Here is a 21,458-nt window from a genome sequence, read left to right on the forward strand (position 1 = left end):
GAGAACATGCGACTCGCCTTGATTGATTTGGGCACCAACGCGGTGCGTTTCGATGTCGTCGACCTCGGTCCCGGGGGCGAGGCCCGCCGCTTGCACCGCGAACGGTTGGCCGTGCGGCTGGGGGAGGGGGTTTTTCAAACCGGACGCCTCGGTCGCGCCGCCATGAACCGCGCGCTGGCGGCTTTTGAAAGTTTCCAAAAAACCATCCGGGACCTGGGGGTGGAGCGCGTCACGGCTTTCGGCACCAGCGCCCTGCGGGATTCCGCCAACAGCGACATTTTCCTGGCGACGATCAAGCGGCGGACCGGCATCGACGTCCGCGTGATCTCCGGTCAAGAGGAAGCGCGGCTCATCGCCCAGGGCATCCTCGCCCACGAGGAACGCGACGCGCGCGACCGGGTCGCCCTGGTGGACATCGGCGGCGGCAGTGTCGAAGTGACCCTTTGCCGGGGCCGACGCATTCTCCGCTCCACAAGTTTTAAATTGGGCGTGGCCCGGCTTCAGCAGGTTTTTCTCAAAACGGTTCCCCCGGCCCGCGCCGGCGGCGAGAACGCTCCCCTCGTCAAATTGCGGCGGCACATCCGCAGCCTGCTCGCCGAAGGGGCTCCCCGGGGCGGTTGGCCCCGGGCCGCCCGGGTCATCGGTTCGGCGGGCACGGTGCGCGCCCTGGACCGCGTCCACCGAGCGGACGGCGGATCGGTCCTTGACGCCGAGGCCCTCCGCCGTTGGGCGGACCGGTTCGCCCGTCTCGGCCGCGTGGGGCTGGCCCGCGTCCCCGCCATGGATCCCAAACGGATCGACACCATCCTCGCGGGGGCGGTCGTTCTGGAGGAAATTGTGCGAGCCGTCCGGGCCGACCGTGTCGAAACGACCGATTTCGCCCTCCGGGACGGCATGCTGGAAGAGGAGGCCCGGGCCATTCGCGGGGCGGGGTCGGCCCTCGATTTCCACCTGAAGGATGTTTTCGAGCGGGCGGTCCGGTGGGGTTTGCCGTCCCGGCATCTCCGTCATGTGGAGTCCTTCGCGCGGGCCCTTTTCGACCGTTTGGCGCCTTTGCACCGATTGGCCCGGCCCTGGCGGGATTATTTGGTGGCCGCGGCGTGGGTTCAAGACGCGGGCGAGGCCGTCAGTCCGGTCCACCACGAGCGGCATTCCTATTACATGGTCAAGAACGGCGACTTGCCGGGACTGGATCCCTGGGAACGGGAATTCATCGGGCAATTGGTCCTCTGGCACAAGGGGGGAAAGTTGGATCGCAAAGAAATCCCCCTGGAGGAGACGGTCCGGCGATCGGCGTTTTTCAAGCTTTTGGCGTTGCTGCGTATTGTGGACGCCCTGGAGAAATCCCGGGCTCACCTGGTCGTGCTTCGTGCGGTCCGACGGGAACGGGGCCGGGTCCGCTTGGATTTGGGGGGAGAACAATCCGCCGTGGATTTGGCGGTTCTGCGCGTGGAACAGAAAAAAGAGCTCTTCGAAAAGATCTTCGGCCTTTCCCTCATCGCCCGGTCCGGACGAGCGCGGTAAGGGGGGAGGGGTTCCCCGGTTCGATCCACGCCCAACCGCCCTTGGCGAAGCGGGCCCGGGCGCCGGTTAAAATCCGCAGGGCCAGGGGCGCCCAATCCCCGTGCGTCGAAAGGACGACCAACCGCCCCGGTCGCCGAGGGAACCCCCGCAGGAAGCCCGCCACCCGGGCTCGGAATTCCAACGCGGTCTCGTCCGGGTCCCGTTCCCTCAAATCGGCATTCGTCTGAACCGTCCGGCCCAGCCGTTTCGCGAGAGGGGCCAGTGTCTCCACGCAGCGCCGTTTGGGGCTGGACAGAAAGCGTGGGCGGGCGTCCGGCCCGAATTCCCGTAGGAAATCCTTTCGAAACCGTTTCGCTTGCTTTTTTCCCTTCCCACTCAGACCATTGTCCGCCGCGGGGTTTTTTAAAGATCGGTGGGCGTGCCGGAGCAGGATCAGGTTACGTTGAGGCACCGGCGGGGTTCCATTGGAGCGGTGTGCCGTGGTATCCGCGGCGGGCCATGTCCTCGAAAAAAAATTGCGCGCGCACGCCGTTGGGGCCGGAGGGCCTTTTGCGCCACGTTCCCTGGGGGGTGAGCTCCCGCGCTTTCACGGTGTCGGCCAGGTAAGTGGGAATCACGACCTCCCGCAGGAACCGCCGCAGACGATCGTCCAACACGGGAAAGGCGATTTCCAAACGGGAGAAGAAATTGCGCGGCATCCAATCCGCGCTCGACAGATACAACCGGTCCGCGTGACCGAAATAATAAATGCGGCTGTGTTCCAGGTAGCGATCGACGATCGACCGCACGCGGATGTTGTCGCTGAGCCCCTTCACCCCCGGGATGAGCGAACAGGCCCCGCGCACCATCAAATCGATTTTGACCCCCGCCTGCGAGGCGCGGTAAAGGCTTTCAATGAGCCCCTCGTCCACGAGCGCGTTCACCTTGGCGAAGAGCGCCGCCGGGCGCCCCGCCCGGGCGGCGGCCGTTTCGTTTTCGATCAATTGCAACATCAGCCGGTGCAGGCGCGCCGGCGCGGGGACCAGTGTCTTGAAACCGGCGGGTGTTTCGCCGCGATGGAGGGCATCGAAAAAGAGGCGGGCGTCCTCCCCCAATTCCGGCCGGGCGCTCAACACCGCCAGGTCCTCGTAGGCGCGGGCGGTCGCGGCGTTGTAGTTGCCTGTCGACAAATGGCTGTACAAACGTTCCCCGTCCTCCTCGCGGCGGGTCACCAGCGCGATCTTGGCGTGGACTTTGAGGCGGTTCAGGCCGAAGGCGACGTCCACTTTTTCCCGGCGCAGTTCCTCGGCCAGCCGCAGGTTGTTCATCTCATCGAAACGCGCGCGCAGTTCGATGACCACCCGGACTTTTTTCCCCGCCCGCGCGGCCGCCTTGAGCGCCGCGACCACCGGGGACAGCGCGTCCATACGGTAGACGGTTTGTTGGATCGAAGTCACGCGCGGGTCGGCGGCCGCCGCCCGGATGAAGTTGACGTACCCCTCGAAACTCTCGTAGGGGTGGTGCAGGAGGATGTCCCGGTTTTTCAATTCCGCGAAAATGCGCTCGGGCGACGCGAGGGAGGTCAACAGGAAGGGTGTCGGGACGGGGAGGGAGAGGTCGGGGTCCTGTCGGAGGCGTTCCGGCAAACGCCCCAGGACGGACCAGAGTCCCGACAAGAAGAGACTGCCGGGAGCGGGGTGGACCTGACGCGGCGAGAGGCGCAGGGCGGCCACGCAGTGGTCCAATAGGTCCCGGGGGGTCTCCCCTTCGTATTGCAGGCGGACCGGGCGACCCCGGTCCCGCGATCCGACCCCCGAACGGATGATGTCGGGCACGGCGGAGGGGTCCTCCTCCGAGAGTTCCACGGGAATGTCCCCGTCGCGCGTGAGGCGCAACAGGGTCGGCCCGTCTTTTAATCGAAAAGCCTCCGCCGCGTGGGTCAACAGGAGATCGTCCAAAAAGAAAACCCGGACGACGCCGTCCTCCCCTTCGTGGAGATGGACCGGCGCCAATCGACGCGAGACGGCGACCCAAAGGCCGGAGGGAAACACCAGGGCGCTTTTCAAATTTTCCAGACCGCCCAATCGGCTGGGGCGGAACGGTTCGGGCGGGGGGAGGTGGGGGAGGATCTCCCGGTGGAAGAGGTCCCGCCCTTGGAGGAATTCCGGCGTGTTGGCTCCGGCCCGCCGGATGAGCCGCAGTCCCTTGGCGTCCAAGGCCCCCGCCAGCAGGTCGAAGGTCTCCGCTTGTTTGGCGGCGAAGGCGGTGACCATTTCCAGCAACGCGTCCCGCGTCCGCAGCAGGTGCCGCGCGGCCCGCCGGTTCTTCTGACCGCGGATGGACCGGTCCAGGGAAGCGTAGCGGATCATGAAAAATTCATCGAGGTTGGAGGAGGTGATCGCGAGGAACTTGAGCCGTTCCAGGAGAGGGTTCGAGCTGGTGCGCGCCTCGGCGAGCACGCGCTCGTTGAATTGGAGGGTCCCCAGATCCCGCTGGATGAAGGGGCGCCCGGGCGAACTCAACAGATGGGGAAGCGTGGGGAGAAAGCGCGGCACAGGGCCCCCCGGCCTTAAGAGACCGCCGCGTCCTCTTGGTGGCGAATGTCCTTGCCCAGGACCATGAACACCACGTCTTCGGCGATGTTGGTGGCGTGGTCGCCGATGCGCTCCATGTTTTTGGACAAAAGGATCAATTCGACGAAGGCCTCCGAACGCGGTGGATCGGAGCGGATGAGGGAAATAAGGTCCTTCAGCGCTTGCGCCTTGAGCCGGTCTTCCTCGGCGTCCTCGGCCAGCACGCGTTGGGCCAGATCCACATCGCGGGTGGCGTAGGCCTCGAGGCTGTGGCGCAACATCCTTTGCGCGACTTCGGCCATGTTTTGCACCATGGCGATTTGGGGCACCGGCGGCTCCTTGAAAAGGTGATAAAAGGCGGTTTGGGAGGCGTTGACCGCCATGTCGGCGATGCGCTCGAGGTCGTTGTTGATCTTCATGGCGGCGGCCAAAAAGCGGAGGTCCCCGGCCATGGGTTGGTGCAGGGCGATGAGCTTGATGGCGATGTCGTCGATCTCGATGTGGAAGCGGTTGGCCTCCTCCTCGTGTCGAAACACCTCCTGCGTCAGCTCCGGATTGCGGTCGATGAGGGCCTTCACCGCTTTTTGGATCATCGTTTCGCAGAGGGCGCCCATGGCCAACAGGCGCCGGTCCAGGTCCTTTAAATCTCCGTCAAAATGTCGCTCGCTCATCCGAATCTCCCCGTGATGTAATCCTCGGTCAATTTGTTGGAAGGGTTGGTGAAAACCCGCTCGGTCCGGTTGAACTCCGCCAATTCGCCCAGGTACATGAAGCCCGTGAAATCCGACACCCGCGCGGCCTGCTGCATGTTGTGGGTGACGATGAGGATGGTCACGCGCTGTTTGAGCTCGGCCACCAGTTCCTCCACCTTGCCGGTGGCGATGGGGTCCAGGGCGCTGGTGGGCTCGTCGAACAGGATGATCTCCGGGTCGGTCACGAGCGCGCGCGCGATGCACAGGCGCTGTTGCTGTCCGCCGGAAAGGTTGCCGCCCAGGGAGTGCAGGCGGTCTTTCACCTCATCGAAAAGGGCCGCCCCGCGCAGGGCGCGCTCCACCCGCTCTTTGACCTCCGATTTTTTCACGTTCCCCCGAACCTTCAGGCCATAGGCGACGTTTTCAAAAATCGTCTTGGGGAACGGGTTTGCCTTTTGGAACACCATGCTGATGCGCATGCGGACCTCGATGGGGTCGATGACCGGGTCGAGGATGTTGGTGTTCTCGGGGGAAAGCCGAATGGCCCCGTCGTAGCGGTTCCCCGGGTAGAGGTCGTGCATCCGGTTGAAACAGCGCAGCAGTGTTGTCTTGCCGCAGCCCGAGGGGCCGATGAGCGCGGTGACTTTTTTTTCGGGGACAGAGAGCGTCACCGATTTAAGCACTTGGTGAGCTCCGTAATAAAAACTCAGTCGGTCGACTTCGGCTTTGATGGCCAGGCCGGACGTCGGGGGAGCGGTGAGGGTGTCTACCATTTGATCCTCTTTCGGAAACGATATCGGATGGCGATCGCCAGGCCGTTCATGGCCAGGGTCATGGTCATGAGGACCAGGCCCGCCGCGGCGGCGTTGAGGTGAAAGGCCTTTTGGGGCCGCGAGACCCAGTTGAAAAGCTGAATGGGAAGAACCGTGTAAGGGGATTTCAACCATTCGAAATTGATGAAGGGAAACGACCCCGTCACGGGGGACGGGGGCAGAAAGGCGATGAAAGTGAGCGCGCCGACGGTGATGAGGGGGGCGCTTTCGCCGATGGCCCGGGAGAGACCGATGATCACCCCGGTCAAAATCCCGCCCGCCGAATAGGGCAGGATGTGGTGGCGCACCATTTGCCATTTCGTGGCGCCCACCGCGAAGGCCGCTTCCCGGATGGAGGACGGGATGGCGCGAATGGACTCCCGCGTGGCCATGATCACGATGGGCAGAATCAAAAGCGCCAAAGTGAGCCCCGCCGTGATCACGCTTTGGCCCAGGTTGAATTTGTAAACGAAAATACCCAGGGCCATCAGCCCGTACACGATGGACGGCACGCCCGCCAGGTTGGCGATGTTGATTTCGATGAGGGACGTGAGGCGGTTTTTGGGGGCGTATTCTTCCAAATAAACGCCGGCCGCCACGCCCAGGGGCACCGCCGAAAGGGCCGTCACGAACATGACGATCGCCGTGCCCACCCAAGCGGACAGGATCCCGGCCTTGTCCGGAAAGCGCGAGGGGAAATTGGAAAGAAACCCGGGGTTGATGCGGCCGACGCCGTCGATGGCCAGGTCGATGAGCAACGCCAGGAGCGTGATCAGCCCCACCAGGGTGGCCGCGAGCCCGACGAGGGCGAAAAGCGCGTCCTTCTTTTTTCGCCGCACGATGCCGCGGCGGAGGGCGGCGGCGTCCATCAGTACACCTCCCGAAACTTTTTGCGCAACAGGTGACCGGCCACGTTGAAGACCAAGGTCATGAGCATCAGGGTCAGGCCCGCGGCGAAGATGGTTTGGTACCCGATGCTGCCGTGGGGCAGGTCTCCCAGGGCCACTTGAACGATGTAGGCGGTGATCGTGGCGGCCGGTTCCAGGGGGTTCGCCGTCAGCCGGGGTTGCATGCCGGCGGCGATGGCCACCACCATGGTCTCCCCGATGGCGCGGGAGAAGGCGAGCACGTAGGCCGAGGCGATGCCGCTGAAAGCCGCGGGGGTCACGACCCGCACCGACGTTTGAAACCGCGTGGCTCCCATGGCGTAGCTCGCTTCCCTCAAATGCATGGGCACGGCCCGCATGGCGTCTTCCGAAAGCGAGCTCACGTAGGGGATGATCATGACGCCGATCACCAGCCCCGCCGAGAGCATGTTGAAGCCCGGGAGGGAGGGAATCAGCTTTTGCAGGAGGGGGGTGACGAAAAGAAGGGCGAAATAACCGAACACCACCGTGGGCACCGCGGTCAACAATTCCAGAAAGGGCTTGACGATCTCCCGGACCCGGTGGGGGGCGTATTCCGACAGGTAGATGGCGGTGATGGTGCCCACGGGCAGGGCCAGGGCCAGGGCCACCGCGGCCACCACCAGAGTGCCGGTCACCAGGGGGCGAATGCCGTAATGGGCGTCGTCGAAAAGGGGCGTCCACTGGGTGTCCGTGAGAAAATCCATGAGTGGGACATGACGAAAAAAGCCGAAGGACTCGTAGGCCAGGATCCAGACGATGCCGAGGGTGATGGCGATCGAAGAGGCGGCGGCGAGGAAGAGAAGGAACTGGATGGCCTTTTCCTGAAAACGGCGAAAACCCCGCGTGGAGGACCGCGGCGGCAACGGCGGCAAGGGGGAAAGGGCCGCCGGATGGTCCGCGTCCGGCGACACGGACTCCTTCCGCTTCTTCGCAAGGAAGATGCGGGTAAAAGGGGTGATTTTCTCTTCCGTTTGCATTTCCATGTTAACCCTCGCGGCGTTCCCCGATGAGAAACGCCGCGAGGGCCCCGCGCCCCGGGCCGGAACCCGGGGGCGGGACCTCGGTGTTTAGAGTTTCGGGCGACGGTTCAGCAGGTCGCCGACTTTGACGCCGATTTCGGCCTTGCCGCCGAAGGCGGTGCCGGTCTGGCCCTTTTGAAACCGTTCCGCGATCGCGGCGTATTCGTTGGCCGGGAGCGGAATGTATTTCACTTCTTCCACGAGCGCCGCGGCGTTTTGCAGATAAAAGTCCACGAACGCCTTGACCTCGGGTTTGCGCGCCGATTTCTTCGAAACGTAGATGAAGATGGGGCGCGCGAGCGGCTGGTAGGAGCCGTCCTTGACGGTCGCCATGGAGGGAAGAACCCCGCCCTTGCCGCCGTCAACGGCGACGGCCTTCAGCTTGTCGGCGTTCTCTTCGTAGTAGGCGAACCCGAAATAGCCGAGCGCCGTTTCATCGGACGCGATGCCCTGCACCAGGACGTTGTCGTCCTCGGAGGCCGTGAAATCGCCCCGGCTGGACTTCGCCTTGCCCACAATGGCTTCGGTGAAGTAGTCGAAGGTCCCCGAATCGGAGCCGGCGCCGTAGAGTTTCAGCGGTTTCTCCGGCCAACCGGCGCGGACCTGGCTCCATTTGGTGACGTTCCCTTGGGCCGCCGGCTCCCAGATTTTCTTGAGTTCGGCGACGGTCATGGTGTCGGCCCAATTGTTCTTGGGGTTGATCATGACGGTCAAGGCGTCGAAGGCCACCGGCAGTTCGTAATACTGGATGCCGGCGTCCAAGCAGGCGTCCATTTCCTTGCGGAGGATGGGGCGCGAAGCGTCGGAGATGTCGGTTTCCCCGCGGCAGAACTTCTTGAACCCGCCGCCGGTCCCCGAGATGCCCACCGTGACCTGGGTGTCGCTGTTGGCCTTCATGAACTCCTCGGCCACGGCCTCGGTGATGGGGTAGACGGTGCTGGAGCCGTCGATTTTGACGATCTTTTTTTCGGCGGCCGCCGGCAGGGCGCCCAACAGCAGGGCGAAGGCCGCGAGACCGCGCAGAGTGGATTTCAACATGTTTTTCTCCTGTGTCATTATATTAAGTCTTCAATGTGACGTTTGTGTGACGGCCGCGTGAGCGGCGCGTGACGTATTAGAACTTCACCTGCCAGTCGAGTTGAAGGGTGTCGATGTCCTTTTCCGCCCCTTCGATGATCGACGTCTGGAACAGTTTCACCTTCACCTGTTGGTTCTTCCAAGGCGCGTAGGCCACCCAGAAGATGTTGCCTTTCCGGTTCGTGCCGGGGAAGTCCGAGTCGGAGGCGTCCGAAACCACGGCGTCCTGGTCCACGCTCTTGTTGAAGTAGGCGATTTCCCAGGAGTTGGGGTTGCTGGCGCTGCCGAGAATGGCCCCCACTTGGTGGCCGGTGTCGCGCTTGTCGTTGTTGGCGAACAAGTTGTCCCGGTGCGCGGTGTTCTTGACGAAGGCGCCCTGGATCGACAAAGGCAGGTCGACGCCGGGGATCGTGGTGAACCATTCGGCGTCAATGTGAATGACGCGGAAATCGTTCGCCAACTTGTCGGTGGTGGTGGATATAAGGAGGTTGGTCGAACCGCTCACTCCATCGCCGAACGCCCGATCGGTTTCGTTCACCCAGTCATGGATCGACCCCGCCAAGGTGAAGCGGGAATCCATCGGGGCGGGCAGGATGACCCCGGCTTGGGTCGAAAACACGTACTGGGGACGGTTCCCAGCGAGCGAGGCGGAGTCCGCGACTTTTTTCTTTTCGTTCACCACCCATTGGGAGGCGTTCACGAACACGCGGCCAAAGCCCGCCAAGGACAACTTGACGTTTTCGCCGAGGCCTTCGGGGTTGAGGTCCGAATCCCACACCAAGTCGGAACTGTAGGTCTGCCACAGGGGGTTTTTCATCCGACCGCCGCTGACCACGAGGGTGTCCGCGTGGGCGCCCGGCAGGGGTTTCAGTTCCAAATACGCCAGGTCCAGGAAGATGCCCTTCGGTTTGGAGAGGCTGTCCAGGGTTTGGTTGGTGGACGTCTGTTCGGCGCCGCCGGTGGCGAACTGGGTTTTCACGGCCAGCATGGGATTGACCGTGTAGTTCATGCCGAGGCGCAGGCGGATGCGTTGCCGGTCGCGGTTGGAATTGGCGGTCTCCTCGTTGGTCTGGTGGCGCAGGCGCAAATCGCCCTTGATTTCGAGCTTGTCGCTGCTGATGGTGATTTCTCCCGCCCGGGCGGACGTCGCGGTGATCGCCGCGGCGAAGGCCATCAAGACGGCTGTGGATCGTTTCGTGAAGTGCATGGAACTTCCTCCTTTAGTGGTCCGGACCTGTGTCCGGTTTTTTCGTTCCACCCCCCGCCGACCTCCCCGAGCCTGGAAAATCCGTGCGTCGGCGAGAGGGACTTTGTGGGTCCGGAACGAAGTTTGGGGTTGCCCAAATCGATGATCGAAAGAACGGCGCTCCGTTGAGTCCTTGGATGTCCCCCGGTGGCGGCGGAACGCGGCGCGGGTGCGTCTCGTTCCGGCTCGTCCACTTTATCCCACCGCCGCCCCGCAAGGGAATTGTGGGGCCGTCAATTGTGTGTGACGGCGGCGTGACGGGGGTCTTCGACGGAAAAGCGGGCCGGGCTTTTTGGGGCGCTCGGGGCGGGGGGCCCTCAAGCGCCCGAAGAAGCCCCGCGCGCTACACGAGCACTTCCCGGCGGCCGGCCCCGGCCAGGGCGGGGCGGATGGTGGGCAACCGAAAGAATCCCGCGGGCAATCGGCGGGTGCGGTTCCAATAATGAATGACGTCCTCCTGGAGGCCGCGCGCCGACAGGCGCGCCACCAGGCGCCCCAGTTGGGGGTTGCGGGGACGCATTTTTTCCAACACGGCGATTGCCGACAGGGGGGCCGCGGTCGTTTCCGAGTCCCGGGTCACGGTCAAGCCGCCGGCGCCAACCGGCGCAGGTCCTGTCCGATTTGCCTCAACCGTTCGGCCACGGCGGCGTCGTCCATGTCGTTGGATTCCAGGTCTTTTAACGTCTCCGCCAGGCGTCGTTCGGCGGTTCTCAGCGCGGCGCGCACGGCGTCCGCGTTGAACTTTGTGGGGCTCATGGGGTTTCTCCTTGGGTTCTCGGCCTTTTTTATTATTGTTGACGCCATGTTAACCCGGGGATCGCCCGAAAGCCATTGCGCGGCGGTAAATTGATTGTGACCGTCGCGTGACGGAGAAAGCGCTTGCGCTTTGCCCGCGCTTTTTCTACATAAACGCATCGATGCCCACGATCCCCCGCGACGCCGTCCTCTCCTCCCTCGAATGGCCGTTTCTTTTGTCGGTATTGGCTTTGGCGTTTTTTTGGGCCAAATTGGAAATTGAAATCGAGGGGCCCGACGGGTGGGCGGCGCGTTTGCCGACGTGGCGGGTGAAAAAGCCGGCCTTCGCGGATGTCGTTTTGGGCGGGGGGGACATCACCGGTTACCACGTGTGGGCCTTTGCGGCCACCCTGGCGTTCTTCCATTTGAAGGTGTTGGGCCGTTGGACCTGGGCGTCCGAAACGCGGGTTTTGGGGGCGTTTGTTCTGTTTTGGTTGTTGGAAGATGTGCTGTGGTTTGCTTTAAACCCCCATTACGGCTGGCGGGCATTGACCCCCGGCCGCGCGGGCTGGCACCGGCGCTGGTTCTGCGGGCTTCCCGTGCCCTACTGGATCATGGGCCCGTTGGGCGTGTTTTTTTACGTCCTGCCCTCTCTCCTTTAAAACCCCCCGTCACGCCGCCGCAACACCGAATTTACCGTGGCTCCATGGCCCGGCAGGGCCTTCCCGGGTAAGATGAAGCCATGAAAACGCGATATCACCGGGCGCTGTGGATCTCCGATGTGCATCTGGGCACCTGGGGTTCCAAGGCCCATTTCCTGTTGGACTTTCTCAAACACAACGAATCCGAATACCTCTATCTCGTGGGGGATATCGTCGACGGTTGGTGGTTGCGGCGGGTGTGGCATTGGCCCCAGGCCCACAACGACGTCATTCAAAAAATTCTCCGAAAGGCGCGCAAAGGCACGCGCGTCGTCTTCCTGCCGGGGAACCACGACGAAATGGCGCGGGATTTCCTCGGCACGTCCTTCGGCGGAATACGAATCCACGACCGGGTGATCCACCGCTTGGCCGATGGCCGCCGCCTGCTGGTGTTGCACGGGGATCAATTCGACGGTATTTTGAATCACGCGCCGTGGCTGTCGATGATGGGGTCCGGCGCCTACGAAGCGGCTCTGGCGGTGAACAACCTGCTGAATTGGTCGCGGCGGAAGATGGGGTTGCCCTACTGGTCCTTGGCCTCGTTCTTAAAGCAAAAAACCAAAAAAGCGTTGGGCTACGTGACGCGTTTCGAGGACACGGTGGTTCGGGAAGTCCGGCGCCTGGGGGTGGACGGCGTCGTTTGCGGCCACATCCACCGGCCGGAGATTCGAACGATCGACGGAATCCTCTACGCCAACGACGGGGATTGGGTGGAAAATTGCACGGCCCTGGCCGAGGACGCCGCCGGGCGTTTGGAAATCCTCTCGTGGGCGCGGACGGAAAACCCCTCCATCGAAACGGTTCGGCCGGCGCGGGACCTGGCCTATGCTTGAGGGCGCGCGGGTCCTCGTCCTTTACGCCTCGGTGGGGGGCGGCCACGGCAGCGCCGCCAACGCCGTCGCCGCGGCCTTGCGGGAACTCGCTCCCGCCGTGGCGGTGGAGACCGCCGACCTATTGGATTTCACCAACCGGGCTTTCCGGCACCTTTATGGGAAAGCCTATTTCCAGGTTTACGCGAAGGCGCCGCACCTCCTGGGGTACCTCTACGACCGATTGGACAAGGCGGGGGAGGCCAAAGGGGGCGTGGCCGAAAGGTTGCGGCGGGTCGTCCAAAAAGCCAACTTAAAGAAATTCGACGCGTTCCTTCGGTCGGGCCGCTGGGACGTGATCGTGAACACCCATTTTTTGCCGGCCGACATTCTCGCGGGCTTGAAAAAGCGGGGGGAGGTTCGCGTCCCCCAAATCACCGTCGTGACGGATTTCGAAGCCCATCGCCTTTGGGTCAATGAGCCGACGGATTTTTACTGTGTCGCCAGTCCCGAGGCCCGGTCCACCCTGCGGCACGTCGGGGTGTCGCCGGCGCGGGTCCGCGTGACGGGCATTCCGATCGCTCCCGTGTTCGCCCTGCCCTTCGATAAGCGCGACTTGCGCCGAAACCTGGGTTTTCCGGAGGGGCGCCCCCTCGTTTTGCAATTGGCGGGCGGGTTGGGGGTGGGGCCGGTGGAGTCGGTGCACCGCGCTCTTCTCAACATCCGCATCCCTTTAAGCGTCGTCGTTGTCACGGGAACGAACGCGCTCGTCGCCGAGCGGTTGCGTTCCGTGCCCAATCCGTCGCGGCACGCCGTGCGGGTGCTCGGGTTCACCCGGGAGATGGAGCGGTGGATGGGGGCGGCCGATTTGGTCATTTCCAAGCCGGGGGGGTTGACCTCTTCGGAATGCCTGGCGCGCGGCGTCCCGATGGCCATCGTCCACCCGATCCCCGGCCAGGAAAGCCGGAACAGCGACTATCTGTTGGAGGCGGGCGCGGCCGTTAAAATCAACGATCTTTCCGTTCTGACCCACAAACTGGCGCGCCTGTTGTTTTCCCCCGCGCGCCTCGCGAATCTTGCCGATAACGCCCGGCGAGCCGCCCGTCCCTGGGCGGCTTTCGAAGTCGCCGAAAAGGCGCTCGAGCTGGCCCGCGGACGCCTTCCCGTCGCCGTCCCCGACTGATCACTCGCCCGCGGGCGAAGGCAACGCCACCTCGAAGAGACTTCCTTCGCCGAGGCGGCTCTCCAATCGAAGGGCGCCGCCCCGGTTTTCCACGATGTGCTTGACGATGGCCAGGCCGAGTCCCGTTCCGCCGGTTTCTTTGGAGCGCGCCTTGTCCGCCCGGTAAAACCGCTCGAAGACGCGGGGTTGGTCCTCGGGAGCGATGCCGACCCCCGTGTCCCGAATTCTCAGAAAAACGCGGTTTTCCTTCGCCTCCAGGGCGAAGGCCACCGTGCCGCCGGGCCGGTTGAACTTGATGGCGTTGTCGAACAGGTTCATCAACACCTGGGTCAACTCATCGGCCGAAATCGCCGCGGGGAGGGCGGCCGTTGTCGTCGTCGGGTGAATCGTCACGTTGTGTTTGGCCGCCACGGGCGTCAGGGCGGCCAGCACCCGCCGCCCCACCTCGGCCGCGTCGCAGGCGGCGGCCGGGGCCGCGCCGGATTTCTCAAGCCGGGACAGGGCCAGCAGATCGTCGATCAGGCGTTGCAAGCGCTCGACTTGGTCCAGGGCGGTGGCGAGGAAATCGCGGGCGTGGACTTTGTCGTCCAGGGCGCCGTCCAGGAGGGTTTCGAGGGACGCCCGCAGGGCGGTGAGCGGGGTTTTGAGCTCGTGCGACACGTTGGCGACGAAATCCTTGCGGGCGGCCTCCAACCGCCGGGTGAGGGTGAGGTCGGCGAAGGTGAGGAGGACGGCGGGGCCCCCGGCCGCGCCCAGTCCCGTCACGGTCACGCGGAACAGGCGCTCCCCGTCGGCGGCCATGGGGATTTCCGCGGTCTCCGCGGGGCGGCCGCCCAGCACCCGGTCGACCATCTCGGTGATTTCCCGCTGACGGAACATTTCCCAAAGCGGTTTCCCCGGCGCGTTGCGGGACGGGTGTCCGAGCAACGGCGTCATCCGTCGGTTGGCGAGCACGATGCGCTTCGCGGCGTCCAGCGCCAGGACGCCCTCTTCCAAAAGATCGAACAAGGCGGTCCAATCGGTGTCGGGAGGCGGCGGGGGGGGTGGGTCGGGCGGCGGAGGCGGCGGCGCGCCGAAGAATCCGCGAAGGGGGCTCATTCGACGCTGAAGCAGTAGCCCACGCTCTTGACGGTGCGCAACCGTTTCTTTTCGGCCCCCAGCTTGGCGCGAATCCGCGCCACGTGCTGGTCGACGGTGCGGGTGTCGATGTCCGCCGCCCGGTCGATGCCCCACACCCGTTCCAGGACGTCTTCGCGGGAAAGGACCTTGCCCCGCGCGGACCACAGGATTTTGAGGAGCTCGAACTCCTTGCCCGTCAGGGCCACCGGCTTCTTGTTGAGCCGCAGCTCGTAGCGTTCCGCGTCCAATTCCAAGGCGCCGGCCGTCATCGCGCCCGCCAAGGGGGCCGTGCCCGCCGCCGCGCGCCGCAACAACGCCTTGACCCGCGTCATGACTTCCCGCACCGAAAAGGGTTTCGTCACGTAATCGTCCGCGCCCATTTCGAGGCCCACGATTTTGTCGACCTCGGTGCTTTTGGCGGTCAACATCAAAATGGGGACTTGCTTGTCGTCCTGCCGGATCAGGCGGCAAATTTCCAGCCCGTCCACTTTCGGCAGCATCAGGTCGAGCAGGACGAGGCGGGGTTTTTCGCGGCGGAAGAGGGCCACGGCGGCGTCGCCGTCCGCCGCCAGGAGGGGTTGGTGGCCTTCCTTTTCGAGGTTGTAGCGGAGGATTTTGGCGATGTCGCGGTCGTCCTCGACCACCAGGACTTTCGCGCCGGCCATTGGTTTAACGCCCCAGCCGTCGGAAAAGGGACCGGACCCGGGCCATCAACTCTTTTTCACCGAAGGGCTTGGTGAGGTAGTCGTCGGCGCCGGCCCCGAGGCCGATGACCTTGTCCTGCTCTTTTTTTTGCCCGGTGAGCATGAGCAGCAAGATCTGGTTGTCCGTTTCCCGCACTTCCCCGCAGACGGCCACGCCGTCTTTCACCGGCATGGACACGTCCAGGATGAGCAAATCCGGCTTGTGCTGACGGTACAGGTCGAGGGCGGCTTGGCCGTCGTTGGCGGCCCAGACGGTGTAACCCTCCAATTCGAGCATGCGCTTAACGATGCGGGTGATGTCCACTTCGTCGTCGGCGATGACGATCTTGCCTTTGGTGTCGGTCATGGGGGCCTCAAGTCCAGGCCCGGCGGCCGGTGACGGCCTGGGCCAGGGTGTGTTCATCGGCGTATTGGATGACCGCGCCGGCCGGCAGTCCCGCCGCCAGGCGCGTGACGCGCACGTTCATCGTTTTCAAGAGGTCGGCCAGGTAGGCCGCGGTGGTTTCGCCTTCGACGGTGGGGTTGGTGGCCAAAATCACTTCGTCCGCGCCGTCCCGGTGGACGCGCTGCAGCAAAGGCTCGACCCGCAGTTCCTCGGGCCCGATGCCGTCCAAAGCGGACAGAGCGCCGCCCAGGACGTGGTAGCGGCCCCGGTAGGCCCCGCTGCGCTCCAAGGCCGCCAGATCGGGCACGTCCTCCACCACGCAGAGCAACCGGCCGTCCCGAAGGGGGTCGCGGCAGCGGGCGCAAAGTTCCGGCGGGCCGTCGGTCTCGATCAAGTCCCCGCAAAGGGGGCAACGTTTCATGCGCGCCCGCGCCTCGGTCAGAACGGCGGACAGGGCGTCGGCGTCTTTTTCGTGCCGGACGAGGTGAAGGGCGATGCGTTCGGCCATTTTGGGGCCGACTCCGGGCAGGCCCAAAATGGCCGTGACCAAATTGTCCCAGGTGCGACGCACTACACTAACGCTCCACCCGGCGCACCTTGCCGGGGAATTTCTCCAAGACCTTCCGTACGCCCGGGTCCTGGGCGGCCTGGGCGCGGGCGTCTTCGTCGGCCCCCTCCACCACGGGGCCCTCGGTTTCGGTCTCCGGTGCGGCGTCGTCCACGACCTCCGCTTCCTCGGCGGGTTCCGGGGTCGGGGCGGGGGGGGCGGGCCGGGCGGCGGGGCGGACCGCCGGGGCCACCGCCCATTGGATCGCAAAGGGGCCGATCTGTTTATGGAGGGCCTCGCTCCAAAGGCGTTCGTGTCCGGCCAACTGGCCCTTTTGGAAATCGTTGTCGCAGAGAACGCGCAGAACCCCGGGAGCGACCCATTCCGGCCGCGCCGCGGCGAGAAGCGCTTCCAAAGAGGGTTTGGTCCGGCCCATTTCGGCGGTCAGACGGGACCAAGCGCTCGTCAAGTCCGCGTTTCCGTCGGTTTCAGCGCGGGGCGCGGGCGTGGCCAAAACGGGGGCGACCGCCGCCGGCGTCGCCGAGGCGGGGGGGGGGGCGACGCGCGGGGGCGCGACCGGGGCGGTTCGGGCCGGCAAGGGGCTTCCGCCCGCGAGGGATTTTTCGAGGGATTCCAACCGCTCGAGCAACTCGCGCACGGGCACGGGGTCCTGGGCCAATTCCAGGCAGGCCAATTCGAAAGTCACCCGGGGCGATTCGCTCCGGCGGAGGTCCGCCACCGCCCGGGCAAGAACCGCGACCGAACGCTCCAACCCCTCCAAAGAAACGTTGCTTGTTTCCGCGTCCAGTTCGGCCGCGTCGGGGGCGTGGGGGTCGCGGACCCCGGCTTGCCAGAGGAGAAGCCGGTGGTGGCGCTCCAAAAGGTCTTCGGCCAGTTGGGAGAGATCGAACCCGTCCTCCAGGGCCTTTTGAACGGACTGAAGAATTTCGGGGGGCGATCCCTTCCTGAGGGTGGCCGCGAAACCGCGCACGAACTCTTTGGGCAAGAGACCCAGCAGGCCCCGCACGTCGGCCGCCGTGGCCCCGCCCGGGGCGAAGGCCAGCACCTGGTCCAAGAGCGAAAGGGCGTCGCGGAGGGAGCCGCGGCCCGCCCGCGCCACCTCGTGCAGCGTTTCGTCGGAAAGGGCGATGTTTTCTTTCGTCAAAATGTGTTTGAGCCGGCCCACGATGTCCGCCGGGGCGATGGCCCGCACCTGAAACCGTTGGCACCGGGACAGGATGGTCTCGGGGATCTTTTGCGCCTCGGTGGTGGCCATCATGAAGACCACGTGGGGCGGCGGTTCCTCGAGGGTTTTCAGAAGAGCGTTGAATCCGTCCTTGGAAATTTGGTGGGCTTCGTCGATGATGATCACCCGGTACCGGGAGCGGGCGGGGGCGTATTTCACGGTGTCGCGCAGTTCGCGGATCTGGTCGATGCCGCGGTTGGAGGCGCCGTCGATTTCGAGAACGTCGTCGGTGGAACTGCCGGCCGCGATGTCCCGGCACTGGGGGCATTCCCCGCAGGGGGACGCCGTGGGCCCCTTGACGCAATTGAGGGCCTTGGCCAGGATGCGCGCGGTGGTGGTTTTGCCGCAGCCGCGCGGCCCGGAGAAAACGTAGGCGTGGGCCAGGCGTTTGGCCTCCAACGCGTTGGTGAGCGTTTTGGCGATGTGTTCCTGGCCGACCAGATCGTCGAAAGTTTGGGGGCGGTATTTCCGGGCGAGGACGAGGTAACCCATAGGGGGCCAATTTACCACTTTTCGGGGGGGGCTGTCCCCCTTGAGGGTTTAAAGGGCGAGGGCGCGGAGGGTCTGCCCGGCGGCGGCTTCGATGGGATCAAGGCCCTCGGGCAGGCGCGCCGCGATCTTTTGGTATTCGGTCGCCAACCGTTCGTCGGGGTGCGACCAGGGGTCGAGGTAACAGACCCGGCGGATTTTGGCCTGGATCATTTCCTTGAGGCAGCCGAAACAGGGCTGGAGCGTGGTGTACACGGTGCCGCCCGCCACGGGGATGCCGAAACGCGCCGCGGCCAAAACCGCGTTTTGTTCCGCGTGGACGCAGATGCACAGGTCGTAGCCCGTGCCCTTGGGGTATTTTTCGCGGTTGGCGCAACGGTCGCAGCCGCCGTCCGTGCAATTGGCCATGCCTTCGGCGGTGCCGTTGTAGCCGGTGGAGACGATGCGCCGGTCGACCACGATCACCGCGCCGACGCGGCTGCCCCGGCAATCCGCCCGGCGGCGGACCGCCAGGGCGATGCCCATGAAGTAATCGTCGAAACCGGGTCGGGAAGTCATGGTTTTTTCTCCGCTTTCTTAAAAGTCAACGCCGCCGAGTTGATGCAGTAGCGCAGTCCCGTCGGCCGGGGCCCGTCTTCGAACACGTGCCCGAGGTGCGAACGGCACCGGGCGCAGAGGACCTCGGTGCGCACCATCCCGTGGTCTCCGTCGGTTTCGGTGGCCACGCGGTCGCCCGCGGCCGACTCCCAAAAGCTGGGCCAGCCCGTGCCGGAATCGAATTTGGCCTTGGAGGAAAACAGGGCTTGCCCGCACCCCGCGCAGTGGTACATCCCCTCCGCGTGGTGGTTCCAATAGGCGTTGTCGAAGGGCGCTTCGGTGCCCTTCTGGCGCATCACGCAAAACTGCGCGGGCGTCAATTTTTTCTTCCAGTCGGACTCGTTCTTCGGCGTGTCGTTCATGGGTCCTCCCCAAAGCGGAACGGCCAAAAGCAGAAAGGCCGTTATTCGAAACTGCACAGGTACTCCGCGAGATTCTCGTCCACCGCGATGTCGAAGGCGGATTGCCCGGGAACCCGGAACGACTCCCCGGCGGACACCGTCCGCTCGGTTTTTTCGTCGGCCACTTTCACCCGGCAGCGTCCGGCCAGGATTTCCATTTTTTCCGGGCCGTCCGTTTTGAAATGGTATTTCCCCGGGTAAATCACGCCCACGGTTTTGCGTTGGCCCTCGGGGAAGACGAGGCTGTGGCTCACCACTTTTCCGTCGAAGTAGACGTTGGCTTTCAGTTTGACGGCGACGTTGACGATCTGTTCGGGGACGGCCACGGGCGGCTCCTCACTTTTTCTTGAACAACTTTTGAATCGAATCCGGCAACGCCTGGACGCCGGTCTTGCCGGTCAAATCGCGCAGGGCCTTTTCGAGGCGCTCGTCCAAACCGCCCAAATCCTTTTCGCCCAGGCCGATTTTCGCCAGGGCGTCGCCCGCGCGCTCGTTCACGAGGGCGGCGAGCTTGTCGGTCTCCTTGTCCAGAAGGGCGGCCACGCTTTTTTCCGCGTCGGCCCGGAGCTTGGCGACCTCCTGGTCCAGGGCGCCTTTGACCGCTCCGCGGAGTTGGTCGTCCAGGGTGCTGTTAAGGCTGAAGCGGGGGGATTTCAACGTCCCGCCCAGACCCACGCCGATGGACGCTTCCTTGACGCGGCCCAACACCGCGTGCAGGCTTTGGGTGAGACGGTCGGCGTCGGCGGGGAGTTCGTGCCGCACGCTCAAGCCGTCGCCTTTTAGGTCCACGCGGCCGCCCAGGGCGGTCCCCGTCACCGTGATGTTCGCCCGGACGGCCCCGGTTCCCCCCCCGAGGGCGACCGGGCCTTTTAGATCGCCCAGGGGCAGACCCCCCAGGGGCAGCCCCGCGTATTTCGCGAGGACCGATTGTTTCGGGGTCGGTGTGGTGAAATCAAAAACCCCTTTGACGTCGAGCGATCGGTTGTCCGTCGACCCCGCCGCCGTCAAAACCGCCGGTCGGCCCAGCAACACGGGGTCGGAGGCCGCGTCGCGAATTTCGCCTTTGTAGGTCAATCCATCGGGGGTTTCCCCGGAAAAAACGGCGTGCTTTAAATGGAACACCGGCCAGCGATGGTGAAAAGGAAAATCGATGTTCCGCCCTTGGGGGAAAGCGACCTTGGGTTCGGGGGGCGGCGCGTTTTCAGGGGACCCCGAAAGGCGGCGGGTTTTCTCGAACAAGCCGAGGGCCTTGTCGAGTTTCGCCGTCCAGGCCGGTCCCAACAATCCTTTCAAAGCCCCTTCCGCCGATAGGGCGCCTTTGACGTCGCCCACCAAGCGTTGGATGTCCTCCCGGCGGAGCCGGTCGATTTCTTTCAGAACCGTCCGGGATTGCCCGATTTCGCTGGTCAAGGAATTTTTTAATTCCTTGACGGTGTTGCGGGCGGCCTTGAGCTCGGCGCGCAGGTCCTTGGCTTCCTTGAGGTGGGCCTGGGCCTTGGCCACGCCCTCGAGGCCGGAATAGGTGTCCCCCTGGGCTTTCTTGATGAAATCCCGGGTTTTGACGGAAAGATTTTTTACGTCGAGACTATCCGCCCGGGACCGCCATTGATCCGCCAGGGTCGTCAACCGCGCGCGCTTTTCTTCGAGGTAAACGTAGGCCGTGAGGGACCCCGTGGATATCCGTCGCGACGGGTCGTAGGCGGTCTTGATGTTGCCGACCGCGGCGTCGGCGATTTCCCGGGTTTTCTCGGCGGCGGGGCTCCCCCGGCGGGGCAGGGCGCCGGACACCCGGCGCTTCGTCCCGGTGCGGACGCCCGTGATCGCGGCTTCCTCCATGATGAACCGGCGCCAGAAAAGGGGTTTCGGGGCCATTTTAAATCGCATCGCCTCGATTTCGACGATGTTGGTCATGGGCGCGTCGGCGTCCGCCACGGCGAGCCCGCGGACGTCGAGGGACAGCCGCCAAAATCGCGTGGTCAAACCGCGCACATCGACCCGGGCGCCGTTGGCGGCAGAGCCGAACTGTTCGACGGCGATTTTTAAGCCGCGGTCCAGAAAAAAGTGCCCCGCGGCCCAGAGCAGGACCAGCGGCGTGGCCAGGAGGAAGAAGCGGTTCCAGCGGATCACGAGAATTTCTCGTACAGCTCGTAAAATTTGGAAGCCCGCAGGATTTGGAACACACGCCATTTCGCGGCGACCGCGACCACCCGGTCCCGGTAGCGTTGAACGCCCCACGTCGCGCTTAAAAAAATCGGGACAAAGAGCGTCGCGCCGACCGCCAGGCCGCCCAGGACGACCGTGTTGTTGAATCGGGTCCAGGGCAGGACGGGGGTGTTGAAGAGCGCGGTCCAGAGGCCTTGCAACGCGGGGGCCGTGAGCAGGGCGTAACCCAGTCGGTCAAACAGGCCGCCGAGCGGCCACGTCAACGCCCCAAAGGCCAAGGCCGCCACCACCGACGCGCTCTTGTTCACCGGCAACAGGAAAATCAACAGGAGAAAGAGGATGTTTTGAACGCCCCCCGTGGGGGAGAGGCCGATCAGGGCGCCCAGGGCGACCCCGCCGGCGATGGCCCGGGGGGTGGCCTTGGCGTTCAGCGCCTGAAGGAACCCGGCAAAAATTTTAAGAATCAACATGGAAGCATTTTAGGTCATCTCCGAAGCTCGGGTCAAATGGGTCTGCCCCTTGAACGAATGGGATTCGGGGGTTACCCTA

General features: G+C 64.4%; 24 protein-coding genes. 4 read left to right on the top strand and 20 right to left on the bottom strand.

Features of this window, described 5'->3' with window-relative positions; translation table 11 throughout:
* Positions 1–6: 6 nt before the first annotated feature.
* On the top strand, positions 7–1,524 hold the full coding sequence (locus IPI56_02880) for a Ppx/GppA family phosphatase (protein ID MBK7544687.1): 1,518 nt from the start codon (positions 7–9) through the stop codon (positions 1,522–1,524).
* On the opposite strand, the gene IPI56_02885 is transcribed toward IPI56_02880, so the two are convergent.
* The 10 genes from IPI56_02885 to IPI56_02930 all read right to left on the bottom strand — a co-directional run bounded on the left by IPI56_02885 (position 1,496) and on the right by IPI56_02930 (position 10,586).
* Positions 1,496–1,975: a histidine phosphatase family protein gene (locus IPI56_02885; GenBank protein MBK7544688.1), complete on the bottom strand. Its 480-nt coding sequence runs from the start codon at positions 1,973–1,975 to the stop codon at positions 1,496–1,498. The two genes, IPI56_02880 and IPI56_02885, sit on opposite strands and share 29 nt — an antisense overlap.
* Complete coding sequence (ppk1, locus tag IPI56_02890) at positions 1,962–4,058, bottom strand: polyphosphate kinase 1 (protein MBK7544689.1); 2,097 nt, start codon at positions 4,056–4,058, stop codon at positions 1,962–1,964. The genes IPI56_02885 and ppk1 overlap by 14 nt, the downstream gene beginning before the upstream one ends.
* A 14-nt stretch (positions 4,059–4,072) precedes the next feature.
* Positions 4,073–4,747 (bottom strand): phosphate signaling complex protein PhoU, encoded by a 675-nt coding sequence (gene phoU / locus IPI56_02895; GenBank protein ID MBK7544690.1) that lies wholly within the window; start codon positions 4,745–4,747, stop codon positions 4,073–4,075.
* Positions 4,744–5,541 (bottom strand): phosphate ABC transporter ATP-binding protein, encoded by a 798-nt coding sequence (gene pstB, locus IPI56_02900; protein ID MBK7544691.1) that lies wholly within the window; start codon positions 5,539–5,541, stop codon positions 4,744–4,746. The genes phoU and pstB overlap by 4 nt, the downstream gene beginning before the upstream one ends.
* Positions 5,535–6,449 (bottom strand): phosphate ABC transporter permease PstA, encoded by a 915-nt coding sequence (pstA, locus tag IPI56_02905; protein MBK7544692.1) that lies wholly within the window; start codon positions 6,447–6,449, stop codon positions 5,535–5,537. The genes pstB and pstA overlap by 7 nt, the downstream gene beginning before the upstream one ends.
* Positions 6,449–7,465: a phosphate ABC transporter permease subunit PstC gene (pstC, locus tag IPI56_02910; protein ID MBK7544693.1), complete on the bottom strand. Its 1,017-nt coding sequence runs from the start codon at positions 7,463–7,465 to the stop codon at positions 6,449–6,451. Before pstC ends, pstA begins: the two co-directional genes overlap by 1 nt.
* Before the next feature lie 90 nt (positions 7,466–7,555).
* The gene (locus IPI56_02915) at positions 7,556–8,545 is read right to left on the bottom strand and encodes a PstS family phosphate ABC transporter substrate-binding protein (GenBank protein MBK7544694.1); all 990 of its coding nucleotides are present in this window, start codon (positions 8,543–8,545) and stop codon (positions 7,556–7,558) included.
* 76 nt (positions 8,546–8,621) lie between these two features.
* Entirely contained in the window at positions 8,622–9,791 is a 1,170-nt protein-coding gene (locus IPI56_02920; GenBank protein ID MBK7544695.1) for a putative porin, read from the bottom strand.
* Positions 9,792–10,173: 382 nt separating this feature from the next.
* A complete protein-coding gene (locus tag IPI56_02925; GenBank protein ID MBK7544696.1) occupies positions 10,174–10,410 on the bottom strand; it encodes a hypothetical protein in 237 nt (78 codons plus the stop codon).
* 2 nt (positions 10,411–10,412) lie between these two features.
* Entirely contained in the window at positions 10,413–10,586 is a 174-nt protein-coding gene (locus tag IPI56_02930) for a hypothetical protein (protein ID MBK7544697.1), read from the bottom strand.
* 161 nt (positions 10,587–10,747) lie between these two features.
* Here IPI56_02930 and IPI56_02935 point away from each other — a divergent pair, with 161 nt between their 5' ends.
* From IPI56_02935 to IPI56_02945, 3 genes are all read left to right on the top strand, one after another.
* Complete coding sequence (locus tag IPI56_02935; protein MBK7544698.1) at positions 10,748–11,227, top strand: hypothetical protein; 480 nt, start codon at positions 10,748–10,750, stop codon at positions 11,225–11,227.
* 80 nt (positions 11,228–11,307) lie between these two features.
* Complete coding sequence (locus tag IPI56_02940; GenBank protein ID MBK7544699.1) at positions 11,308–12,099, top strand: UDP-2,3-diacylglucosamine diphosphatase; 792 nt, start codon at positions 11,308–11,310, stop codon at positions 12,097–12,099.
* Entirely contained in the window at positions 12,092–13,258 is a 1,167-nt protein-coding gene (locus IPI56_02945) for a UDP-N-acetylglucosamine--LPS N-acetylglucosamine transferase (GenBank protein MBK7544700.1), read from the top strand. Before IPI56_02940 ends, IPI56_02945 begins: the two co-directional genes overlap by 8 nt.
* Here the strand turns inward: IPI56_02945 and IPI56_02950 are convergent, their stop codons facing one another.
* Genes IPI56_02950 through IPI56_02995 form a run of 10 tightly spaced genes read right to left on the bottom strand, consistent with a single transcriptional unit; the run spans position 13,259 to position 21,379 of the window.
* Positions 13,259–14,356 (bottom strand): PAS domain-containing protein, encoded by a 1,098-nt coding sequence (locus IPI56_02950; GenBank protein ID MBK7544701.1) that lies wholly within the window; start codon positions 14,354–14,356, stop codon positions 13,259–13,261.
* Positions 14,353–15,042: a response regulator transcription factor gene (locus IPI56_02955; protein MBK7544702.1), complete on the bottom strand. Its 690-nt coding sequence runs from the start codon at positions 15,040–15,042 to the stop codon at positions 14,353–14,355. The genes IPI56_02950 and IPI56_02955 overlap by 4 nt, the downstream gene beginning before the upstream one ends.
* Positions 15,043–15,046: 4 nt before the next feature.
* Positions 15,047–15,427 (bottom strand): response regulator, encoded by a 381-nt coding sequence (locus tag IPI56_02960; protein ID MBK7544703.1) that lies wholly within the window; start codon positions 15,425–15,427, stop codon positions 15,047–15,049.
* 7 nt (positions 15,428–15,434) lie between these two features.
* A complete protein-coding gene (recR, locus tag IPI56_02965) occupies positions 15,435–16,037 on the bottom strand; it encodes a recombination protein RecR (protein MBK7544704.1) in 603 nt (200 codons plus the stop codon).
* 4 nt (positions 16,038–16,041) lie between these two features.
* Positions 16,042–17,751 carry a DNA polymerase III subunit gamma/tau gene (dnaX, locus tag IPI56_02970; protein ID MBK7544705.1) on the bottom strand — a complete coding sequence of 570 codons (1,710 nt, stop codon included), beginning with the start codon at positions 17,749–17,751 and terminating at the stop codon, positions 16,042–16,044.
* Positions 17,752–17,799: 48 nt separating this feature from the next.
* Positions 17,800–18,273 (bottom strand): dCMP deaminase family protein, encoded by a 474-nt coding sequence (locus IPI56_02975; protein ID MBK7544706.1) that lies wholly within the window; start codon positions 18,271–18,273, stop codon positions 17,800–17,802.
* A gap of 29 nt (positions 18,274–18,302) precedes the next feature.
* On the bottom strand, positions 18,303–18,707 hold the full coding sequence (gene msrB / locus IPI56_02980; protein MBK7544707.1) for a peptide-methionine (R)-S-oxide reductase MsrB: 405 nt from the start codon (positions 18,705–18,707) through the stop codon (positions 18,303–18,305).
* Positions 18,708–18,748: 41 nt separating this feature from the next.
* The gene (locus IPI56_02985; GenBank protein MBK7544708.1) at positions 18,749–19,072 is read right to left on the bottom strand and encodes a pyrimidine/purine nucleoside phosphorylase; all 324 of its coding nucleotides are present in this window, start codon (positions 19,070–19,072) and stop codon (positions 18,749–18,751) included.
* 10 nt (positions 19,073–19,082) lie between these two features.
* Positions 19,083–20,873, bottom strand: a complete 1,791-nt coding sequence (locus tag IPI56_02990; protein ID MBK7544709.1) for a TIGR03545 family protein — start codon at positions 20,871–20,873, stop codon at positions 19,083–19,085.
* Positions 20,870–21,379: a TIGR03546 family protein gene (locus tag IPI56_02995; GenBank protein ID MBK7544710.1), complete on the bottom strand. Its 510-nt coding sequence runs from the start codon at positions 21,377–21,379 to the stop codon at positions 20,870–20,872. Before IPI56_02995 ends, IPI56_02990 begins: the two co-directional genes overlap by 4 nt.
* Between the last annotated feature and the right edge of the window lie 79 nt (positions 21,380–21,458).

This window comes from Elusimicrobiota bacterium (assembly GCA_016706425.1).
Classification (GTDB): domain Bacteria; phylum Elusimicrobiota; class Elusimicrobia; order FEN-1173; family FEN-1173; genus JADJJR01.

Coding starts and splice junctions, on each gene's coding strand:
- IPI56_02920 (MBK7544695.1), bottom strand. CDS start 9,791: ATGCACTTCACGAAACGATCCACAGCCGTCTTGATGGCCTTCGCCGCG.
- pstC (MBK7544693.1), bottom strand. CDS start 7,465: ATGCAAACGGAAGAGAAAATCACCCCTTTTACCCGCATCTTCCTTGCG.
- pstB (MBK7544691.1), bottom strand. CDS start 5,541: ATGGTAGACACCCTCACCGCTCCCCCGACGTCCGGCCTGGCCATCAAA.
- msrB (MBK7544707.1), bottom strand. CDS start 18,707: ATGAACGACACGCCGAAGAACGAGTCCGACTGGAAGAAAAAATTGACG.
- IPI56_02880 (MBK7544687.1), top strand. CDS start 7: ATGCGACTCGCCTTGATTGATTTGGGCACCAACGCGGTGCGTTTCGAT.
- phoU (MBK7544690.1), bottom strand. CDS start 4,747: ATGAGCGAGCGACATTTTGACGGAGATTTAAAGGACCTGGACCGGCGC.
- pstA (MBK7544692.1), bottom strand. CDS start 6,449: ATGGACGCCGCCGCCCTCCGCCGCGGCATCGTGCGGCGAAAAAAGAAG.
- IPI56_02945 (MBK7544700.1), top strand. CDS start 12,092: ATGCTTGAGGGCGCGCGGGTCCTCGTCCTTTACGCCTCGGTGGGGGGC.
- dnaX (MBK7544705.1), bottom strand. CDS start 17,751: ATGGGTTACCTCGTCCTCGCCCGGAAATACCGCCCCCAAACTTTCGAC.
- IPI56_02955 (MBK7544702.1), bottom strand. CDS start 15,042: ATGGCCGGCGCGAAAGTCCTGGTGGTCGAGGACGACCGCGACATCGCC.
- IPI56_02995 (MBK7544710.1), bottom strand. CDS start 21,379: ATGTTGATTCTTAAAATTTTTGCCGGGTTCCTTCAGGCGCTGAACGCC.
- IPI56_02935 (MBK7544698.1), top strand. CDS start 10,748: ATGCCCACGATCCCCCGCGACGCCGTCCTCTCCTCCCTCGAATGGCCG.
- IPI56_02930 (MBK7544697.1), bottom strand. CDS start 10,586: ATGAGCCCCACAAAGTTCAACGCGGACGCCGTGCGCGCCGCGCTGAGA.
- IPI56_02950 (MBK7544701.1), bottom strand. CDS start 14,356: ATGAGCCCCCTTCGCGGATTCTTCGGCGCGCCGCCGCCTCCGCCGCCC.
- IPI56_02915 (MBK7544694.1), bottom strand. CDS start 8,545: ATGTTGAAATCCACTCTGCGCGGTCTCGCGGCCTTCGCCCTGCTGTTG.
- IPI56_02975 (MBK7544706.1), bottom strand. CDS start 18,273: ATGGGCATCGCCCTGGCGGTCCGCCGCCGGGCGGATTGCCGGGGCAGC.
- IPI56_02940 (MBK7544699.1), top strand. CDS start 11,308: ATGAAAACGCGATATCACCGGGCGCTGTGGATCTCCGATGTGCATCTG.
- IPI56_02960 (MBK7544703.1), bottom strand. CDS start 15,427: ATGACCGACACCAAAGGCAAGATCGTCATCGCCGACGACGAAGTGGAC.